17 protein-coding genes and 1 pseudogene are annotated in these 20761 nt (G+C 47.4%); 4 read left to right on the top strand and 14 right to left on the bottom strand.

Annotated features, from left to right (window positions below):
* A complete protein-coding gene (locus tag ACCC71_RS09075) occupies positions 1-1530 on the bottom strand; it encodes a YifB family Mg chelatase-like AAA ATPase (protein ID WP_434309308.1) in 1530 nt (509 codons plus the stop codon).
* A 215-nt stretch (positions 1531-1745) separates the two neighbouring features.
* Between ACCC71_RS09075 and ACCC71_RS09080 the strand changes: the two genes are divergently transcribed.
* On the top strand, positions 1746-3020 hold the full coding sequence (locus ACCC71_RS09080; RefSeq protein ID WP_434309309.1) for a DNA polymerase Y family protein: 1275 nt from the start codon (positions 1746-1748) through the stop codon (positions 3018-3020).
* Positions 3021-3071: 51 nt separating this feature from the next.
* Here ACCC71_RS09080 and ACCC71_RS09085 read toward each other — a convergent pair whose 3' ends face one another.
* Both ACCC71_RS09085 and ACCC71_RS09090 read right to left on the bottom strand, forming a co-directional pair.
* Positions 3072-4448, bottom strand: a complete 1377-nt coding sequence (locus ACCC71_RS09085; protein ID WP_434309310.1) for a hypothetical protein — start codon at positions 4446-4448, stop codon at positions 3072-3074.
* A 17-nt stretch (positions 4449-4465) separates the two neighbouring features.
* Entirely contained in the window at positions 4466-5752 is a 1287-nt protein-coding gene (locus ACCC71_RS09090) for an O-acetylhomoserine aminocarboxypropyltransferase/cysteine synthase family protein (RefSeq protein ID WP_434311834.1), read from the bottom strand.
* Between the two features lie 218 nt (positions 5753-5970).
* Between ACCC71_RS09090 and ACCC71_RS09095 the strand changes: the two genes are divergently transcribed.
* Both ACCC71_RS09095 and ACCC71_RS09100 read left to right on the top strand, forming a co-directional pair.
* Entirely contained in the window at positions 5971-7923 is a 1953-nt protein-coding gene (locus ACCC71_RS09095; protein WP_434309311.1) for a fructose-1,6-bisphosphatase, read from the top strand.
* A 216-nt stretch (positions 7924-8139) separates the two neighbouring features.
* Positions 8140-8601 (top strand): TspO/MBR family protein, encoded by a 462-nt coding sequence (locus ACCC71_RS09100; RefSeq protein ID WP_434309312.1) that lies wholly within the window; start codon positions 8140-8142, stop codon positions 8599-8601.
* A 121-nt stretch (positions 8602-8722) separates the two neighbouring features.
* On the opposite strand, the gene ACCC71_RS09105 is transcribed toward ACCC71_RS09100, so the two are convergent.
* The 3 genes from ACCC71_RS09105 to ACCC71_RS09115 form a co-directional block, all read right to left on the bottom strand.
* Complete coding sequence (locus ACCC71_RS09105; RefSeq protein WP_434309313.1) at positions 8723-9157, bottom strand: hypothetical protein; 435 nt, start codon at positions 9155-9157, stop codon at positions 8723-8725.
* A gap of 113 nt (positions 9158-9270) precedes the next feature.
* Positions 9271-9927, bottom strand: a complete 657-nt coding sequence (locus ACCC71_RS09110) for a DUF3786 domain-containing protein (protein ID WP_434309314.1) — start codon at positions 9925-9927, stop codon at positions 9271-9273.
* Positions 9928-10404, bottom strand: coding sequence for a flavodoxin (locus ACCC71_RS09115; RefSeq protein WP_434309315.1), 477 nt, complete (start codon positions 10402-10404; stop codon positions 9928-9930). It lies immediately after the preceding gene.
* A 303-nt stretch (positions 10405-10707) separates the two neighbouring features.
* Here ACCC71_RS09115 and ACCC71_RS09120 point away from each other — a divergent pair, with 303 nt between their 5' ends.
* On the top strand, positions 10708-12036 hold the full coding sequence (locus ACCC71_RS09120) for an MATE family efflux transporter (RefSeq protein WP_434309316.1): 1329 nt from the start codon (positions 10708-10710) through the stop codon (positions 12034-12036).
* Here the strand turns inward: ACCC71_RS09120 and ACCC71_RS09125 are convergent.
* The 8 genes and pseudogenes from ACCC71_RS09125 to murA all read right to left on the bottom strand — a co-directional run.
* Positions 12008-12298, bottom strand: a pseudogene (locus ACCC71_RS09125) (sigma-70 family RNA polymerase sigma factor); the annotation flags it as partial. The gene ACCC71_RS09120 and the pseudogene ACCC71_RS09125 sit on opposite strands and share 29 nt — an antisense overlap.
* 147 nt (positions 12299-12445) lie before the next feature.
* A complete protein-coding gene (locus tag ACCC71_RS09130; protein WP_434309317.1) occupies positions 12446-14695 on the bottom strand; it encodes a sensor histidine kinase in 2250 nt (749 codons plus the stop codon).
* Positions 14682-15383, bottom strand: coding sequence for a response regulator transcription factor (locus tag ACCC71_RS09135; protein WP_434309318.1), 702 nt, complete (start codon positions 15381-15383; stop codon positions 14682-14684). Before ACCC71_RS09135 ends, ACCC71_RS09130 begins: the two co-directional genes overlap by 14 nt.
* A 255-nt stretch (positions 15384-15638) precedes the next feature.
* Positions 15639-16379: an RNA polymerase sporulation sigma factor SigE gene (gene sigE, locus ACCC71_RS09140; RefSeq protein WP_434309319.1), complete on the bottom strand. Its 741-nt coding sequence runs from the start codon at positions 16377-16379 to the stop codon at positions 15639-15641.
* The gene (locus ACCC71_RS09145; protein ID WP_434309320.1) at positions 16376-17149 is read right to left on the bottom strand and encodes a sigma-E processing peptidase SpoIIGA; all 774 of its coding nucleotides are present in this window, start codon (positions 17147-17149) and stop codon (positions 16376-16378) included. Before ACCC71_RS09145 ends, sigE begins: the two co-directional genes overlap by 4 nt.
* Positions 17150-17303: 154 nt before the next feature.
* Entirely contained in the window at positions 17304-18479 is a 1176-nt protein-coding gene (gene ftsZ, locus ACCC71_RS09150) for a cell division protein FtsZ (RefSeq protein WP_434309321.1), read from the bottom strand.
* Positions 18480-18687: 208 nt separating this feature from the next.
* Positions 18688-19437 (bottom strand): cell division protein FtsQ/DivIB, encoded by a 750-nt coding sequence (locus tag ACCC71_RS09155; protein ID WP_434309322.1) that lies wholly within the window; start codon positions 19435-19437, stop codon positions 18688-18690.
* Positions 19438-19441: 4 nt separating this feature from the next.
* A complete protein-coding gene (murA, locus tag ACCC71_RS09160) occupies positions 19442-20701 on the bottom strand; it encodes a UDP-N-acetylglucosamine 1-carboxyvinyltransferase (protein ID WP_434309323.1) in 1260 nt (419 codons plus the stop codon).
* Between the last annotated feature and the right edge of the window lie 60 nt (positions 20702-20761).

Consider the following 20761-nt stretch of genomic DNA (forward strand, 5'->3'; position numbering starts at 1 on the left):
TCACCCCCAAAAGCGTTGTTCCAACCCTCGATAGCCGATTGCCTCCCCCAGATGCTGCTCTTTAATTTCGTCCTCTCCATCCAAATCCGCGATGGTTCGAGCTACTTTCAAAATTCGGTGATATGCCCTGGCGCTTAATCCCAGCGTGTCAAAAATGCGCTCCATCATCGCTTCCTCTTGTTCCCCAAGCAGACAAAATTTCTTTACCTGCTTCCCTGTCATCTGAGCATTGCAAGAAATTCCTAAACCTTTAAAACGGATTGTCTGTCTCTCCCATGCGGATTTTACCCGTTTTCGAATTTGGTCAGAGTTTTCATTTTCTCCCTTGCCCCGTACTGCTTCATAACCAATGGCTGGCGCTTCCACACACAGATCCATCCGGTCCAGCAAAGGACGACTGACGCGTTGGAGATATCGCTTCACATCCGCATCGCTGCATTGACAGCGGTTTCGGTCTGGATAATAACCGCAGCGACAAGGGTTCATGGCTGCAACTACCATACAATCCGCGGGAAATTGGTAAGAACCATACACTCTAGAAATTTGGACCGTCCGTTCCTCCAAAGGCTGACGCAAGACTTCCAGAGAAATTTTTGAAAATTCCGGCAGCTCATCCAGAAACAAAACGCCGCGATTTGCCAGAGAAATCTCACCTGGCCGCGGTACTCTCCCCCCTCCCACCAACGCCCGGTAGGAAACCGTATGGTGGGGCGCCCGGAAAGGGCGTTCCCTTTTTAGAGGGCTCACCGGTGAAAGAAGGCCGCATACACTGTAAATTTTAGAAACTTCCAGACTTTCTGATCTGGTTAACTCCGGAAGAATCGTTGGAATTCGTTTTGCAATCATGGTCTTCCCGGAACCAGGCGGACCGATCATCAAGAGATTATGCATTCCAGCGGCCGCTACTTCGGCCGCGCGTTTTAATGCCGCCTGCCCATTTACCTCGCAAAAATCCACCTCATACTGCGGCTTATCTTCCAGAACATTCCCCAATGTCTGGGCTATATTCCGCCAGCCTCCGGATGTGGACAGCAGATGTACTGCTTCCGGTAAGCTGTCCACACCGATCACACGGATTTCTTCCACCAACGCGCCTTCGGCTTCATTGGCTTTTGGCACAATACAGGCAGAAATACCTGCTTCTCTTGCAGCCGCTACCATGGACAATACGCCCGGCACAGAATGAACGCTGCCATCCAGTCCCAATTCTCCGATGGCAGCCAAATTTGTAAGCTCCGCATCTGGCAGGCATCCATAAGAAGCTAAAATTCCAAGAGCAACCGCCAGGTCAAAAGACGTTCCTTCCTTTCTCAAATCCGCCGGGGATAAGTTGACTGTAATTCGTCTAGGCGCCAAAGAAAATCCCGAATTTTTCAGAGAAATTCGGACTCGCTCCCTGGCCTCCCGCACCTCCGACGAAAGATAGCCTACCATTGAAAACTCCGGAAGCCCGGCGGATACATCCGTTTCCACGGAAATGACCTGGCCATCGATTCCCTGGATCGCCATACTATTTACCTTTGTATACATGTTCTCCTCCTCGGAGAGCAAATGGGAAAATAAGAAAACAAACAAGCGCAGAACCGCGCAAAAGAATATTTGATCTGTTCGTAGTATAGCATAAGATACCTTCCATTGACAAGGACAACCCTGCTTATTTTGAAAAATACCCTTTACATCGAACAGATGTGCTGATATACTAATCTTAAAATCTGAGACAAGACACTTCTCTAGAAGAAAAAATAATGAGAATAAGGAAGGGAGAAGCAATGCGGCAGCGCACCATTTTTCATGTGGATGTCAATTCTGCATTTTTAAGCTGGAAAGCGGTTCATCAAATACAGGAACAGGGATCCCTTGTGGATTTGCGTGAAATCCCTTCCGCCGTGGGAGGGGATGAAGAAAAACGCCATGGAATCGTACTGGCCAAGTCGATTCCCGCGAAAAGATATGGAGTCCGCACCGGTGAACCCTTGGTTCATGCCCGCCAAAAATGTCCGGAACTGGTCGTCGTTCCGCCGGATTTTCCGCTCTATGTGCGGTATTCCAAAGCTTTTATTGATATTCTTCTCCGCTTCGCTCCTATCGTGGAACAGGTATCCATCGACGAGGCATTCTGCGATATGACTGGTACCGAACGCCTTTATGGCCCTCCGGCTGCCTTCGCCGTCCACTTGAAAGATACCATTCACAAAGAATTGGGATTCACGGTCAACATCGGTGTCTCCTCCAATAAGCTTTTGGCCAAAATGGCTTCTGATTTTGAAAAGCCGGACAAAGTCCATACGCTCTTCCCAGAAGAAATCCAAGAAAAAATGTGGCCTTTGCCAGTAGGACGACTCTATTTTGTGGGGGAATCCGCGGAAAAGAAGCTAAAAAGTCTCGGTATCCACACGATCGGTGATCTGGCCGTTACCGACCTGTCTATCCTGCGCTCCCATCTAAAAAAGCACGGGGAAACGATCTGGCACTATGCCAATGGAATGGATGATACCCCGGTGCTGGCAGAGCCAGAAGAAACCAAGTGTTACGGCAATTCCACCACCATTTCCCACGATGTCACCAGAGCGGAAGAAGCAAAACAAATTTTGCTCTCCCTGACGGAAACCGTAGCGGCGCGATTGCGGGCCGATCAAAAAAAGGCTGCCCGCGTTTCGATCTCCATTGTTTCTTCCAACTTTATCAATACGTCTCATCAGGCCACCCTGGATTCTCCCACAGATGTGACGTCGGAACTTTATGCGGAAGTTTGCTCGCTGTTCGACCAACTGTGGGAACAGCAGCCCATCCGCCTGCTAAGCGTTCAGACTTCCAGGCTATGCCAGGAAGAGATCCATCAATTCAGTCTTTTTGACAACCCGGAAAAAAGAGAAAAACTTGCCAAACTGGATAACGCGGTCGATCAAATCCGCAGCAAATTCGGGGAAGACGCGGTAAAGAGAGCCTGCTTTTTAGACGGAACCAGGCACATGACCGGAGGGCTAAACGCTGCAAAGCGGGAACAGAGAAAACAACGCTGATGTCTCCATTCCCGCTTTCCATCTTAAAATATCATCCCATAATAGGGCCTTTTACGAAATCGTCAAGCTCTCCACAAAAGGAGCGATCACATCTTGTGCCGCCGCATCTGTTTTGGTCGTATCGATTTCTACTATACCAAAGGCATTTTCGCCCTCTAACCATACATAGTATTCTTGATACTTTGTATTTCCAAACATCACGTAGCTAATAGAGATATAGGATACCTCTTTCCCGCCGATTGTCTCCTTTTGCACCTCTGACATCTGCACGTCTTTATAAGAGGCGGAATCTTCTTTCATATAGTCGACCCACCCCGTTGCTGTCTCGATTACATCCTCTTCGCTGTATAAGCCCTTCCCCTGCATCGAATAAGTGATGTCCGTCTCATAGGAATCATCCATCAAACTAACCATCGTATCGGAGGCATAGCTGCAGCTATAACCAGACGGCACAGAACCGCTCATGCTGGCGCCAGGATAGGTATCCAAAACGGTGAATGTTCCGGTATTGTTAACTTCTTTTGCTGCCCGCTCATAATCCTCTTCCGCGGATTGAGTCGCTGAACTTCCTGGATCAGCCGGAACGCTTTCCGGGGTCTGAGTCGCCGGTTCCGTCGGATTTTCCGCTGCAAGCGCCTCATCCGGAACCTTAATCTCTTTTGACGCCTCAAAGTCAAAGTCCGCGATCTCAACACTCAGATCCATCTTCGTGCCGTCCAACTCCGTACCCTCAAAGAGCTTTGTCAGGGAATCTCCCAGATCCAATTCCATCTTTAAAGGCGTTTTATCTGATTTGCTGATGAACCAGACCACATCGATATTCAACTTGCTGAAATCAACACCGTCTGCGAGCTGCGTCAACTGTTCATCGCTTATCTCGGCCATATCGGAAACAATACTTAACAAATCCGTTCCGCTTACCGTGGCAACGAGAACGTATGCTTCCTGATCCTCGACCTCCTCCGTGTCCTTTTCCAAGGTCCATTCCATCTTATCATTCAGCAGCTGGGAAAATTGATCGTCCGTTTTCGCTATCTGCTCAGTTCCACTGTAACTCCAAACGCCATCCTGGCAAAGATATGCTTTCGTCTGGTCTCCGTCTTCCAGCGTAATCACCTGCATGGCAAGCTTTTGATTTTGTCCAGCGGCAGATACTTCTAGGTCCATATCCAGAACGCTTCCCTTTTCCCTTACATTCCGAATCTTTCCATCCAGCTGAATCCCGATATCCATGGAGATGCCGCTGACGGATACGGACATTGTCCCGTCGATCTCCATCTTGGCTGACATGGCAGAAGCTTCTTCCCAGCATGCTTTCATGGCGTCAAGCAATTCTTCCGCCGTCACCTTTTCCCCACAGCCCGCCAGGCCTGCGACAGTAAGCAGACAGGCCAGGAAAAGAGCAATCACTTGTTTCATTTTCTTCATAAAATTCCTCCTGTTCCTCAGGCTTTGCTAGCCGCCAACGCCTGATCGATATCCGCGATGATATCATTTGCACCCTCAATTCCTACGGAAAAGCGAATCAAATCTGGCTGTACTCCCGCCTCAATCAGCTGCTCTTCATTTAGCTGCCGGTGCGTATGGCTGGCCGGATGCAGTACGGAAGTACGGGCGTCCGCCACATGGGTCACGATTGCGCCAAGTTTTAAGTGATCCATGAAACGAACCGCCACTTCTTTTCCACCTTTCAGGCCGAAAGAGATGACGCCGCAGGTTCCATTTGGCATGTACTTTTCCGCCAACGCATGATACTTATTGTCCGGAAGGCCCGGATAATTTACCCAGGCCACTTCGTCCCTGGTCAGAAGATATTCCGCCACTTTCTGGGCGTTTTCACAGTGGCGGGGCATCCGCAAGTGCAGCGTCTCCAACCCTAAATTCAACAAGAATGCGTTTTGGGGCGACTGACAAGTTCCCAGGTCCCGCATCAGCTGTGCCGTGGCTTTCATGGTATACGCCATCTTTCCAAAACGCTCTGTATAAATAATTCCATGATAGGAATCATCTGGCGTCGTCAATCCCGGAAATCTCTCCTTATTGGCTTCCCAGTCAAAATTTCCGCTGTCCACAATGCAGCCGCCCACAGCCGCCGCATGGCCGTCCATATATTTGGTGGTGGAATGGGTGACGATATCGGCGCCCCACTCGAAAGGCCGGCAGTTGATCGGCGTTGCAAAGGTATTATCCACGATCAGCGGCACGCCATGGCGGTGGGCCAGTCTTGCAAATTTTTCAATATCCAGTACAACCAGAGACGGATTGGCGATGGTCTCTCCGAAAACAGCCTTTGTATTGGGCCGGAACTCTTTCTCCAGCTCTTCCTCGCTGGCGTCCGGATCCACCAAGGTCACTTCCACTCCCATTTTCTTCATCGTAACTGTCATCAGATTGGAGCTGCCTCCGTAAATCGTCGCGGAACTGATGATGTGATCTCCCGCCCCGCAAATATTAAATAACGCCAGGAAAGTCGCCGCCTGCCCGGAAGACGTCAATACAGCTCCAACGCCTCCCTCCAGGGCGCAAATTTTCGACGCTACTGTATCGCAGGTTGGGTTCTGAAGACGGGTATAAAAATATCCGTTTACTTCCAGATCAAATAATTTCCCCATATAGTCGCTGGTATCGTATTGAAACGTCGTGCTCTGATAAATCGGTAAAATCCTGGGCTCGCCGTTTTTCGGCTGCCATCCCCCTTGGATACAGATCGTATCCTGGCTTAATTTCTGCATTTCTTCCTTCATAATCTCTCCTTTTTGTAAGCCGTCCTACGTCGGCGTATGTTCCCGTATTTCCTGCGGAAGGATCCCTTGGAACTTCGTTTCATTCCTAGTCCAGTATAAGCAATTTCTTACTTCCCGTCAATGCTCCTCTTTGGAAAATCTCATAGCTTTTTTCTTATCCTTGTGGTAAGATAGATTTGATCCTATCATAAGGGAAAGGAGTATGTATGACCCACGACGACAAGAAATATTTGGAAACCTTATCCTACCAATTTCCTTCCATTGCAAAGGCCAGCACAGAAATTATCAACCTATCCTCGATCCTTCAGCTGCCGAAAGGCACGGAACATTTTATGACCGATATCCATGGAGAATACGAACAATTCATCCATATCCTAAAAAATGGCTCCGGTACCATTCGCAGCAAGATCGACGATGTATTTGGGTTTGAGTTATCACAGGCAGATAAAACGGATTTAGCCACTTTGATCTACTATCCGGAAGAAAAAATAAAACTGGTACAGGCGAGCGGCACCAACATGCACGATTGGTATCGCACGATGCTTCTCCGCATGATTCGTATGACGCGCCGCGTATCCATGAAATACACACGCTCCAAGGTTCGAAAATCCATTGACCCTGCTTTTGTCTATATCATCGAAGAGCTTGTAGCCATCAATGAGTCTACGGATAAAGCGGATTACTATGAAGGTATTTTAGAAGCGATTATCCGGACAGGGCGGGCTACGGAATGCCTGAGCGCCTTTGCTCATACGATTCAGAGGCTTGTGGTGAACCATCTGCACATCCTCGGAGACATCTATGACCGGGGACCCGGTCCTCATATCATCCTGGACATGCTGATGAATTATCACTCTTTGGATATCCAGTGGGGCAATCATGATGTGGTGTGGATGGGTGCAGCCTGCGGCAATCTCGCCTGCATCGCTACGGCTTTGCGGCTGACCGCCCGCTATGGAAATCTGGACACCATCGAAGACGGTTACGGAATCAATCTGATTCCTTTGATGCGTTTTGCACTGGAATATTACGGAGACGACGATTGCTCCTGCTTTAAGGTCAAGTACGACCCGAAAACCTATGACGAGACCGATCTTCCCACGGACACCAAGATGCACAAGGCTGTGGCGATCCTGCAATTTAAGCTGGAAGGCCAGCTCATCAAACGGCACCCTGAATTTTGTATGGACGACCGGCTGCTGCTTGACAAGATTGACTATGAAAATAAAAAGCTTACCATTTATGGGCAGACCTATGATCTAGACGACGTATCTTTGCCGACGGTAGATCCGAAAGACCCTTACAAGCTCACTGAGGCCGAGGAAATTCTGATGGAGAAGCTTCAAGCGTCCTTCTTAAGTTGCTCCAAGCTCCAGGCGCATGTCCGTTTCCTGCTGAGCAAGGGCAGCCTCTATTTGGTCTATGACAATAATCTCCTTTTCCACGGCTCCATCCCTCTGAACGCAGACGGAAGTTTCCGTGAAGTCACGCTGGAAGGGAAGACCTATAAGGGCAAAGCGCTGATGGATATGTTTGACAACTATGTCCGCAAAGCTTACTATTTATCTCCCAGTCCGGAAAAGCTCTACGCTACGGATATTATTTACTATCTGTGGACCGGCGCTTCCTCCCCCTTATTCGGAAAAGAGCGCATGACCACTTTTGAACGCTATTTTATCAAAGATAAGGCGGCTCACGAAGAACCGAAAACTCCTTATTATAAGTTGTACAACGATGAGGCCGTCGTCAATCACATCTTCGAAGAGTTTGGATTGGAACCGGAGGATTCCCATATTGTCAACGGCCATGTGCCCGTGAAGCAGAAAAAAGGCGAGTCTCCGATTAAATGCGGCGGCAAACTGTTGCTGATCGACGGTGGTTTTTCGCGGGCTTACCAGTCCACAACCGGTATCGCTGGGTATACGCTGATCTCCAACTCCTATGGTTTGAAGCTGGTTTACCACGAACCCTTTACTTCCACGGAAGACGCCATTCGGACCGGCAGCGATATCCACTCGGAAATCTTCGTTGTGGAGAAGGTGACAAAACGGCAAACGGTTTCCGACACAGACAATGGCAAACGCTTGAAAGAACAAATCAGCGATTTGGAAAAGCTTCTAGCCGCATATCGCTCCGGCGAACTGCGCGAACGCGAATAAGAAAAATTTTTTCCTACGAAATTCTCCGCCTGCCGCGGGCTTTGACGCCATCTTTCTTTCCGCACGCGGCGAAGGCTGATAAAAATTATATGTCTTTTCTAGGAAAACCGGCATGACAAATCATGCCGGTTTTACATTTCCCGCTTTTAGCTATGGAGCGCTATAAGATAGAATAAAAAGGCAAAACCAATCATAACGGTAGTAAGGGGTGATTTTTTGAAAATTCAATGGAAAAACCTGATTACCTGTCTTGCCATACCGCTTGCCGTCGGCAGCTTATCTTCGCTTCTGACACAAAACAGTATGGAAACATTCGCATCTATCAACAAACCTGCTCTCGCTCCGCCGGGCTGGCTGTTCCCGATGGTCTGGACGATCCTGTATATCCTTATGGGAGTCGCGTCGTATCTGGTACTTACGTCTGGAAAGCCAAGCGATACTGCTCTGACCGTATATGGGATTCAACTTGTATTTAACTTTTTCTGGTCAATTATCTTTTTCAATTTGGAGCTATATCTGTTTGCGTTTATCTGGCTTGTATTGTTGTGGCTGTTGATTTTGTTAACAACCATTCTCTTCTACCAAATATCAAAGCCGGCCGGGTATCTGATGATCCCATATCTTCTATGGGTAACATTTGCCGGTTACTTAAACCTTTCTATCTATCTCTTAAATTAAAAAGAACCAAAGGCTATTGTCCATGGAGATAAAATCAGAAAAAAGCAAGCATTGATATCCGTTTTTCCAGGTGGATTCGGATTTCAATGCTTGCTTTTTTCTTTGTCAATGGAAGATAAATTTATAAAAAACCACGGATATCAACAGCAAATTTCTCTTCAAGATTTATCAGCCGTTTTGTAATATCCTTTGTTTTCTCGTCGGCGGCTTTATATTGGTTCAGATATCGATTCAGAGACTTTACCCCCATATTGCAGCCGTCCGTTATCAAATCGGCAATGGTTTCATCGGATTCATCCATAACCAGTTTCACATTTGTTTTCATCCATGACATGCTTTTTGCCACCGGATTGGGCTCTTTTCCATCATCATGATATTGATCTAAAAGATTCTGAATTTCTTCTTTCAGCTTATCATGCTCATTTTTACAATCCACAAGGCGCTCACGCAGCGTCCCGTCATGCACATAATCCAGGACGTCATCAATCGATGCAACCCCCATCTTAATACCGGCATCACATTCCCGCAGCAGCTTTATGGTATCGGATTCAATCATGGCTCGCTTTTGGCTCCTTTTCTTTTATAGCTTAAGAAAATTATGCCCGCTTTTGCCAACATTATTCTGTGCACGCACATGAATCAAAAGTCTATCATATTCTGCTGCTTCTTTTATTCTGCTTTTACTGGACAAAGCTCTTCGCATTTACTTTTTAATTGGTTAAGCATATGTGTAATCGCAAACATGAGAGTTTCGTAGTGCATATAATCCAAGATATTCTTATCTATTAGAATTTGCAGACTCGCGGGAAAATCCTCATCCGCTTCCCAAAAACACAGAAATATCGGAAGAAAAGGGAACAACTCAAGTTCATAAGCCACATCCCCTCTTTTTATTTTTCTTCCCCGAAGAGCCTCGCATGCATGAGCCAAAACATCCGCCTTCCCATCAAAATATTCCCCAGCGTTTTGAAAAAAGTTCCCCGTTTTCGCTAAAGCGCCGCTTTGAATCGTAGAAAGGCTGCCTACATTTACCCATTCATGGGCAAGATGACAGTTCTCTTTAGAATAGCAAAGCACATCGTATATGGTCATAGCTTCATTATAATCTGCTTCCTTTTCTGTTTGAAAAGAATCATTTGACCAACTTACAACGCCTGTAAAACGATTAATGCGGTATTGCCTCCCCGCAAAAGGAATAAAAAGATATTTTTGGGCATATTCCAGCAAAAACTTTCGGATCATTTTTTCCTGATCGTATTGCAAAAACACGGCCGCCATATTTCTTTTCATTTTTTCGTAATTCGATATTTTATTTTCTGCTATCATTTACAGCCACTCTGAGGCCCAAGCGGCGAGTTCCTTCCCGGATGCATTTGCCGCCAATCTCTTTCCGGCTGTTACTTTTGCCCCAGGCGCTAACGCCTCCATATTTTTGCCAGAATTGCCGATCGGACTCCCACCGGATGTTGCAAAAGGAACAACCGTCTTTCTGCTAAAATCATAGGCTTCCATGAAAGTATCGATAATGGAAGGTTCCCTGTACCACCACACGGGGAATCCGACGAATACCACATCGAACTGTCCCATATTTTCCACTTTTGAATGAATGGCCGGACGACAGCTTCTGTCGTTCATTTCAACAGAGCTTCTACTTCTGCTGTCCTGCCAATCCAGATCCGCATTGGTATAAGGAGTTTCCGGTTCAATCTCAAACAAATCCGCGCCGATTTCCTCCGCCAATCTTTCCGCCAACCTTTTTGTCACTCCGCTTGCACTAAAATAAGCAACTAAACTTTTACTCATGGAAAATCCTCCTATTCTAATTGGCTTATATCCCCTTCAATTGAAGGTATCCTTATTTTATCGTAATTATATATCTTAAAGCCAACTTTAAGTCAAGAGCAAATTCTCAAAAATATCCGCATGCCCATTTCAAAAAATGCTTGCCATAAGTATTCTGATCTGCTATACTGACTCTCAGCACAATAGAATCTGTTATAAATTTTCTTGCCGCCGGGTAAGCAGCGTTGGAATTCGTATCGTTAGGCCTTTGAAGATACGAAACTCCAGCGCTTTTATTATTCAATAGGAAATGAGGAAGATATCATGGAAAGATCGCAATGCTTTCGGGAGTTTGCCAAATATTCATCGCTCAACGTCCTTGGTATGATTGGGCTGTCTTGCTATATCCTGGCGGATACCTACTTCATCTCCAAGGGACTGGGCGCAAACGGACTGGCCGCCCTTAATCTGGCGATTCCGGTCTATAGCTGCATTCACGGGAGCGGACTCATGCTGGGGATGGGCGGCGCCACCAACTACTCGATTCAAAAAGGGCAAAAATCTTCCCAATCAACAAACCAACTCTTCGTAAATACCTTATATCTGGGCGGATTATTTGCAGCGCTGTTTGTACTGGCCGGCCTCTTTCTCTCCGAAACAATCACTGCTCTTTTGGGCGCCGACGCGGAAATATTTGCGATGACCAATACCTATCTAAAGGTCATTCTTCTATTTTCCCCTGCCTTTTTGTGCAATGATATTATCCTCTGCTTTGTCAGAAACGATGGCAATCCCCGTTTGTCTATGATCGCCATGCTCGCCGGAAGTCTGTCCAATATTGTTCTCGACTACATTTTTATCTTTCCTTTTGACATGGGGATCTTTGGCGCGGTCTTGGCGACAGGCTTCGCCCCGCTGATCGGTCTAAGCATTCTGTCCGGACATTGGAGAAAGAAGCGCAGCCAACTTTTTTTCCAAAAATCCAGGCCAAAGTTTTCCCTGGTGCCGAAGATTCTGTCTCTTGGCTTCCCTTCCTTTCTGGCGGAAGTTTCCTCCGGAATCGTAATGATTGTCTTTAACTTTATCATTCTAGGGCTGCAGGGAAATATCGGCGTCGCCGCTTACGGAATCATTGCCAATCTTTCTCTCGTCGTCATTGCAATTTATACCGGAATTGCCCAGGGAGTTCAGCCGCTGATCAGCAGAGCCTATGGCCGCCAGGAAAAAACCACTGTCAAACGAGTACTGCGTTATGCCGTGCTTACGGTACTGCTCCTCTCCGGCCTCCTTTATCTCCTCGTCTTCCTTTTTGCCGACCCAGTTGCCCGGATCTTCAACAGCAGGAATGACGCTCTGCTGCAAGCGATTGCAGCCAAAGGGCTTAAACTATATTTCTTGTGCGCGGCCTTTGCCGGATTTAACATCGTGGCTTCTACCTTTTTTTCGTCGGTGGAAAAAGCACTCCCTGCCCATATCCTGTCTTTGCTAAGGGGACTGATTCTCTTGATTCCATTGGCATTTCTTCTATCTTCTCTGGCGGGGATCACCGGAGTATGGCTTTCCGTTCCCGCTGCCGAGGGGCTGACCGCTATGGTAGGATGTGTGTTTTTCTACCTCCCTCATTCATCGGCACGGCATACGTGGAAAACTTGACGTTCTGCGTCACGTCAAAATTATCGATTGCTTTGATCAGACCGATACAGCCGATCTGAAACAGATCGTCCATATTATCCCCATTGCCGGAAAACCGCTGAATGACACTGAGCACCAATCTCAGATTCCCCTTAATGTATTGCTCTCTTGCCTCTTTGTCGCCAGCCAGAATTCGTTGGAATAAAGCCTCCTTCTCCTCATTCTTTAGAAGCGGCAATTTGGACGTATTGACCCCACAGATCTCTACTTTATAAGCAGCCATACATTCTCCTCCTCCTTTTTGGATTTCCTTTTTCTACTATAAATCATGCACGATTCTGAGGGGATTTATTCCGTTTTTTCCAGTGTGTCCGTTTCCTTTTTCCGGTAAAAATTCCATTGAAAAAAGCTCTAAAAAAGAGAGGCCTTGTCAAGGTCTCTCTTCTTTGATTTCTTCGTTTTTTTCTTTTTGGAACATCACCATTGCCTTAAAAATATCACCGTCCGCCTCGATAGAAAAACTTCCTCCTTGGATTTTAACAAAGCTCTCCACAATCGCTAGTCCCAGGCCGGAACCTTCTGTATTTCTGGACTTGTCGCCGCGGACAAACCGTCCTTTCAGCCAGTCCAGATCTTCTTCCAGTTCGTTTTTCGAGACGTTTTTTACGATCAGGCGGACCTGCTTTCCAAGGTCCTCTAAAAGGATATAAGCCCGCGTGCCCGGCATGCTGTACTTTGCCACATTTCCCAGTAAATTTTCCAGAATCCGAAAGGTTTTTCCGCTGTCTAAAGGCAGACATACCTTTCCATCCGGCATATGAAGCCGACAGGTAATTCCCGCCTCTGCCAACGGTTCCTCCATCTCGAAAGCCGCCTGTCTGACCAGCTCCGCCAAGTCCACGGATTCTTTCTCAACCTTTAAATTTCCGCTGGTCGCCTTGCTGACCTCAAAAAGATCTTCGATCAATCGCTTCAATCTGGCCGCCTTTTTTTCCAAAGTCTCAATATAGCCCCTGCGTTCCTCTTCTGTACCGCTTCCATCCTTCAAAAGATTGATATAGGTGATAATCGCTGTCAAAGGTGTCTTCAAATCATGAGACACGTTGGTAATCAGCTCTGTCTTCATATTCTGGCTGCGAGCTTCTTCTTCCACCGCCACTCGGAAACCTGCCTGAATTCGAATCAATTCCTGCTTCAAGGATTCAAAGGTTCCCAAATTCTCTTCCGTCACTACTGCGTCCAGATTTCCCTCGGCCATTTCTTTTGCTGCATCCAGTACAATCTGATGTTTTCGCCGAAACTGATCCTGATAATGCCGCAGAATGAAAAAGAGAATCACGGTATAAATCAAAACGCCAAAAATCCCAAAAAACCAGATGCTGCAAAGTACGGTTAAAACCAGTGCATTCGCTCCCAAGAGAAGGAGCAGCTTTCGATTTCCCGGCTGTGTGATATCCATCTGCTCCAGTTTTTCAAACATCCATCGGATTTTACTCAAAGTCCATCGGCAAGCCCGGACCACCCAGCATTGTTCTTTCAGATACTGTTTCACGCCGATTGTAAAGATACGGCGCAGGGATAAAACAAGGCAAAACCAGAGGCCAAAAATACCTGCCCACAACAAAATATGGACTCCGTATAACACGTTCCACGCCGTCTGCAAACTGAAATTCCAGAACCCAGATTCCACGAAAGCTTCCGCCATGCTGCCATCTAAAGTCTTGCCAAGCAGCAGGAATAGAGATCGAACCAAATCCCCCGCTCCCATATAAAACATTCCAAGGAGCAAAATCACTTCCAGAGGAATTCTGGCCAGCCTCCCCGTCCCGATGCCAAGTCCACGCCAAAATGGCAGCGCTAGCGCCAACACCGTAGAAATAGCGAACCCTGCCAGGACCGCAATCCCCACTCCACTGTTGACGGTTCTATTGTACAGCTCATAAGGGTCTTCCATCTCATTCAGATACCTGCCGTTGATTGCCGGATTTTGAGGAAAGGTCACCACGACCAAAACATTTCTTGGCCCTTTTATCAGCCCCTCATAAGCGCGCAAATTGGATTCTCCCAGATAACCCAGCATATGGTGGGCTGTACTGGTAGATAATTGCTCTCTTCCCTTTTCCACGGACCAGTCTCCCATAGAAAGGGCCGGTACCTCTACCTCGCCTGATTCCAAAAAGTGAAGAGCCGCATAGTACAAATCGCCAGAATCCGGCGCTTGCCCATCTCCCACTTTTGACAAATCTTCCTTGGTATTCGTCAACTTATCCCCGGTCTTTTCATCTAGAATAAGATATTTTCCGCCGTTCTCAGAAATTATCTCCATTAGACTTGTATAAACCGACTCAAAACTCTGATCAAAGCTTTCCCGAAGCCCATCCTCCATGTCATGCTTTACATCAGAAAAAAGCAATTCCGAAGGCAAAATGACCCTTCCTTGTTCTTTTTGCATCAGCTGCCAATATAAGCCATAAGAACCGGAATATACGCGGTTAAGATAACTGAGACATGCGTCTTCCTGAATGGCGGCCTGGCGTTCGCTCCATCCGGAAGCTTCCTGTTTTGCCTGCAGTTCCATCTGTTCTGAAAAAAGCGGATAAAAGCCAACCAAAATCCCGCCCAGTATCAGCATCAATCCACAACAGATGACTGCCTTTAATCCTTTTTTATTGTTTTTCAATTTTATATCCAACTCCCCATACAACCTTCAGGTACTTTGGCTCCTTCGGGTTCAGTTCAATCTTCTCCCGGATGTTCCTTACATGGACCATGATCGTTTCTGTCGCAATAGCCCTTTCATTCCAGACTCTCTCGTAGATCTCATCTGCGGAATAAACCCGTCCGGGAGACCGAATCAACAGTGACAAAATCTTAAATTCCAGAGGCGTCAGCCGCACCGGCCTTCCATCTGCTATCACTTCTTTGGTCTCCTCATTTAGTTCCAAACCGCCTACCACGTGGATGTGCTTATTCTCTTCCATGCCGGCAAATTTCAGATAGCGCGCGTAACGGCGAAGCTGAGAATTTACCCGCGCTAAAAGTTCCAGAGGAGCGAAAGGCTTGGTCACATAATCGTCGGCGCCGAAGTTTAGACCTGTCACCTTATCGATCTCTTCCGATTTGGCAGAAAGCATGATGACCGGAAAATCATATTTTTCCCGAAGCTTCATCGTCATCGTAATCCCGTTCATCACAGGCATCATAATATCAACAATCGCCAGATGAATTGTTTCCCTCTCCAATACTTCCAAACCTTCTTTTCCGTTTTCCGCCGGGAACACCTGGTATCCCTGATTTTTCAAATAAATTCCTACCCCGTCCCGAATCTCTTTATCGTCTTCTACCACCAGGATATGATACTGCTCCATTTCTTTTCCCCCTCATCATCTTTCTCTCGGAAAGTATATCATCCGCCCCGGCCCATGGCAAGAGGTTTCAGGCAGCGCTTCGGACGTTCATCTGTATCCCTCCTTTCTCTTATCATGAAAATCTCTTCTTTTTCTAATAAGAGAAGGATATCAGAGAAAGCAAAAAGAAATTGGTTTCTGAAAGAAAAGAAAGGCGGAAAAACTTCGAAAGAAAATCGAAAGAAAAGGCTCCCCATCGAAAGGGAGCCTGCATATCTATTCAAATCGTACAATTTCTTTTTTCAAACGCTTGATAATCTTTTTTTCCAGACGGGAAATATAGGATTGCGAGATACCTAACAGGTCCGCCACTTCCTTCTGTGTCATTTCATCGCCGTCTTCTTTTTCCAATCCAAATCGAAGCTCGATGATCGTCCGCTCCCTGGCCGTCAATGTGGAAATCGCATTCTTTAATAAGCGCCGCTCCACCTCATCCTCCATATTGCGGGTAATCACATCTTCATCTGTTCCTAAAATATCCGATAAAAGCAGCTCATTGCCGTCCCAGTCCACATTTAGAGGCTCGTCAATGGAAACCTCCAATCTGGTTTTATTGTTCTTTCGCAGATACATCAAAATTTCATTTTCGATGCAGCGGGAGGCATAGGTAGCAAGTTTAATCTTCTTTCCCGGATTATAGGTATTTACTGCCTTGATTAGACCGATTGTTCCGATGGAAATCAAATCCTCCACTCCTACGCCGGTATTGTCAAACTTTTTCGCAATGTAAACGACCAAACGCAGATTATGTTCAATCAAGAGTGACTTTGCCGCCTCATCACCGGCAGTCAGGCCATCGATTGCTTCCGCTTCCTTCTCCGCGGAAAGCGGAGGAGGTAAGATATCGCTCCCGCCAATATAATGAATCTCTCCCTGAGACTGCATTAACAGTCTGCGAAAGCCAGATAAGAGAGAAAAAGAAAGCGGGGATTTTGAGACGGCGGTATCTACGTTCATGGCAAAGCCTCCTGTGAATGGATTAAAATTTGGTATCGGTTGTTCTCGCTCACAGGATATTTGGAAAATGCAACAATTGGCCCGGATATCACTCGTTCCTCTCCCAAGCATATGGTATCCGCAACGATGGCTGGAAGCACCCCATTTTCCTTCCCGACACTGCGAAAAGGAACCCATATTACTCCGTCCAAGGAAAAGCATTTCCACGGAGATGCCGCAGAGGCATCTAACACATGAACCGGCTTTCCATCCTTTGTATACAGTACGTTTCCCGTATCCACCAGCCCTTTTAATTTCAGAGTGACACCTTTCCAGGTCAGTTCAACCGGAATCAACGATGGATTCCGTCGTTCCTGAATCCAGGAAATGCCAAGAAACAGACCAAATCCAATCAGGCTTCCGCCACAGACCAAAAGAGAAGCCGGGATCCCTCCCGTTCTCTCCGCAACTGCAGAAAAAATCCCTCCAAACAAAAAAGCGAAAAAATAGAAAACCACGACAGATTTCGCCAAGGTTTTCCCGTTATGTATCGAAAATGTCACCCACTGGATTCCCACAGCTGCCACAAGAAAAGAGGCTGTCTGTTCTAATAAAGGCGGCAAAGGCGCCAGAACAAGAAGACAAATCCAACCGCTTCCAAGCCCCGCTCCTATCGCCAGACGCAAACCGGTAGCGGAAAGCCTCAGCAGCTTTTTCTCCAACAGTAGAATCCACAAATCCATGGTGAAATTTACGAGAAACAGCAAATCCAAATAGACTGTGTAGCGCATGGGACTATTGTAGCGGAAAGAAGCTGCGAAGTTTGTCAAAAAAGCATGGTAAAACAATCTTTTTTATCGGAAGAATTCGACAGGACGCCTCGTATTTTACCCAAGCAAAAACCCGCCGTCTCTTTTTGAAACAGCGGGTTTGTTTTACCTCATTTTATCTTTTTAAGAAGTCGGGGATATTGATGCTCTTTACTTCTATGGTGGCTTCCGGCGCCTTCACCGGCTTTCTCGGAACAAAAGTATGGGGAATCGGCTTTTCTTCCTCCGAAACAGCAGCCTCACCTTCCGGTTTCGTCAAGCTCTTCATCACCGGAGCCGTGGCCTTAAAGGTCGGTTTGCTCAAGGTGGAAGCCGGTTTGCCGGCAGGCTGCTCTTTATTCTTATCCGCCAATCCGGTGGCGATCACCGTGATCGTAGCCTCGTCCTGAACGGTCTCGTCATACATTGCGCCAAAGATGATATTCGCAGAATCGCCGGCCAGTTCCTGAACAAAGGTAGCCGCCTCATTGGCCTCCATCAAGCCAATATCGCCGGACACATTGATAATCACGTGGGAAGCGCCCTGAATCGTGGTCTCCAGCAACGGACTGGAAACTGCCTGCTTCACCGCCTCAATGGCCTTATCGTCGCCCCTCGCTTTGCCGATACCGATGTGAGCGATTCCCTTGTCGGTCATCACCGTCTGTACGTCAGCAAAATCCAGGTTAATCAATCCCGGTACATTGATCAAATCCGTGATACCCTGGACAGCCTGCTGCAGAACCTCATCGGCCTTTTTCAAAGCTTCCGGCATCGTCGTACGGCGGTCTACAATCTCCAACAGCTTATCGTTCGGGATTACGATCAACGTGTCCACATTATCTTTCAGATGCTCGATGCCATCCAAAGCATTCTGCATACGAACTTTCGCCTCAAAACGAAACGGCTTTGTCACAACGCCGACGGTCAGAATTCCCATATCCTTTGCAATCCGGGCAATCACCGGCGCGGCGCCCGTTCCGGTACCGCCTCCCATACCGCAGGTAACAAAGACCATATCCGCTCCCTTTAACGCGGAAGTCAGCTCTTCCTCGCTCTCCTCCGCCGCTTTCATGCCGATCTCCGGCTGCGCGCCAGCTCCCAGCCCCTTGGTTAACTTCTCGCCAATCTGAATCGCTGTCGGAGCTTTGCACATCTGCAAGGCTTGTCTATCTGTATTGATGCCGATGAATTCTACGCCTTCAATATTTCCATCGACCATCCGATTGACCGCGTTGTTTCCGGCGCCACCGACGCCTACCACGATAATCTTCGCCGCGCTCTCGGACTCGTTAATCTTGATTTCCAGCAACTCTATATCCTCCTTGCAAGTTCATTCTCTTGTCCTAAATTCATATACTCGTACCTTATACTATATTTGATTTCTGAAAAATAATCAAGTGCTATCCCTCAGTTTTTTCATAAATTTTTCTTAAGCCAAACGCGAAATCAGGAAATAAAATCGTAGTTTTTTCATCTTTTTTCTTCTAAATTATCAGGATTGTATCTCATCTGGACATTCATTTAAAAATATAACTGGGATCCGCTTCATTTTCATCATAGGTATCGAGATAGAGCGTGCCTGCTCTCCCATATAGCTGCGGCAAAATGTCTTTCATTTCCCGGAGTTTTCCCTCCAAGAATTCTTTTCCTCCCAGTTTCACTTTTATCTCCCCAAAACCGCAAATGATCTCCCCATCGCTGCTAAAACCAATCTGATCCAGCAGTTCTCCCAACGGAACGGTTTCCTCTCCCCAGACAATCTCCTTTCCCTCCAGATACTGGGAAATCTGTAGAATCTCCGCAAAGACTCCCGGCTCTTTCACTGGAAGCGTCTGATGCAGCACTGCATAATCAAAGTCCAATCCCGTCACTTTTGGTAAAGTCCCGTACCGTTCGGAAGCGCTCTCCACAATCATTCCGTCTTTATCAAAATACAGATAGCTTCCCATAAATTCTACATATCCAATCATGCTCTTTTCATAGAGCAGCACTTCCGCACTGGTAAGACCCGTCAAATTCACCGTATACTTTTCTACAAAAGGAATCGCCGGTTTTTTCCCCAATTTCTGACGCACCCAGATCACCAGAGGGCTCCGGTCCATCCGTCCCGGAAAAAGCAGGCTCTCCAGCTCGTCCTGACTATAATACTCATTTCCGGTAATCGAAATCTGCTGAACACGCACGGACAAAAGGGCCGTTATCAACACGACCCCTGTCAAAAATACAGCTATTCCTATTTTTCTGTTTTTCGTCAGTGCTTTTTTCATTCCATCACTCCGTTATTCTCCATACCCTGGCACCCAGAGTTTGAAGGAGCTCTATCATATTTTCATATCCTCGCTCCACATACTCAAAGCCTTCCACCGTCGTAATTCCATCAGCTGCCAAGGCAGCCGCTATCAGCCCTGCGCCGCTTCGAAGATCCGTTCCATATACCGTCGTTCCATGGAGCCGTTCCACTCCCGTGCAAAACGCCTGATTTCCATCTACCCGGATATCAGCGCCCATCCGGTTCAATTCCGCGGCCATGGCCAGCCGCTTTTCAAAAACATTTTCCTTCATCACGCTTGTTCCCGCCGCCACAGCCATCATCGAAAGGAAGGCCGACTGCATGTCAGTGGGAAAAGCTGGATAAGGATCCGTCGAAAGAAACGGCAGCGCCGTCAAACGTTCCGGAGCAGATAAAAGAATGCCTTCCGGTTCCAGCCGAAGTTCACATCCCATACTGCGAAAACCGCAGATAGAAGCCCACAGATGATTGGGATGAATGCCTTTTATATAGAGCCGCCCCTTTGTAACTGCCGCCGCGGCCAGATAGGATCCCGCCGCAATCCGATCTCCAGGGATACGAAAACGAATCTCTCTTCGCACTGGCTGGAATCCCCGAATAACAATCTCTGAACTTCCCTCACCCGTAATCTCCGCTCCGGCCATCTTTAAATACCGGCAAAGCGTGACAATTTCCGGTTCCCTGGCCGCGCCAAGAATCTGCGTTGGCCCGTCGGCCCCGCAGGCAGCTAGGAGCAGTTGTTCCGTAGCCCCGACGCTGGGATACGGCAGCATAACCGTACCGCCCGCCAGATGATTCGCCGAAGCGCGAATTCGTCCGCTCTCTTCCTCAAGCTCCGCCCCTATCCTGGAAAGCCCTGCCAAATGATAATCTACCGGCCGTTTTCCGATGGCGCAGCCGCCCGGCCGGTATAAAATCCCTTCCCGAAAGCGCGCTAAAAGCGGACCTAAAAAAAGTACGGAGGAACGCATTTTTTCCCCTAATGCTTTCGGAATCTCCCTGGGAATGATTCCCGTCGCATCAATCCGCACAAAATGCTCCCGAAACTCCGTCCGGGCTCCCAACAGTTCCAATATTTCAAGGCTTGCCCGAACATCCGCGATATCCGGCACATGAGTAAACACCGTCACGCCAGAATGTAAAATGGATGCTGCCAAAACCGGTAGCACCGCATTTTTTGAGCCTTGTATTTCCATCTCGCCTGTCAGACAACAGCCGCCCTCAATTCCTATCCCGGACAAAAAACTCCCTCCCTAAGGAGAATATATTTCATCCTATGCACGGACTTCGCCTGACGTTCC

This window comes from Hominifimenecus sp. rT4P-3, from assembly GCF_051055405.1.
In the GTDB taxonomy this organism is placed as follows: domain Bacteria; phylum Bacillota; class Clostridia; order Lachnospirales; family Lachnospiraceae; genus Pseudolachnospira.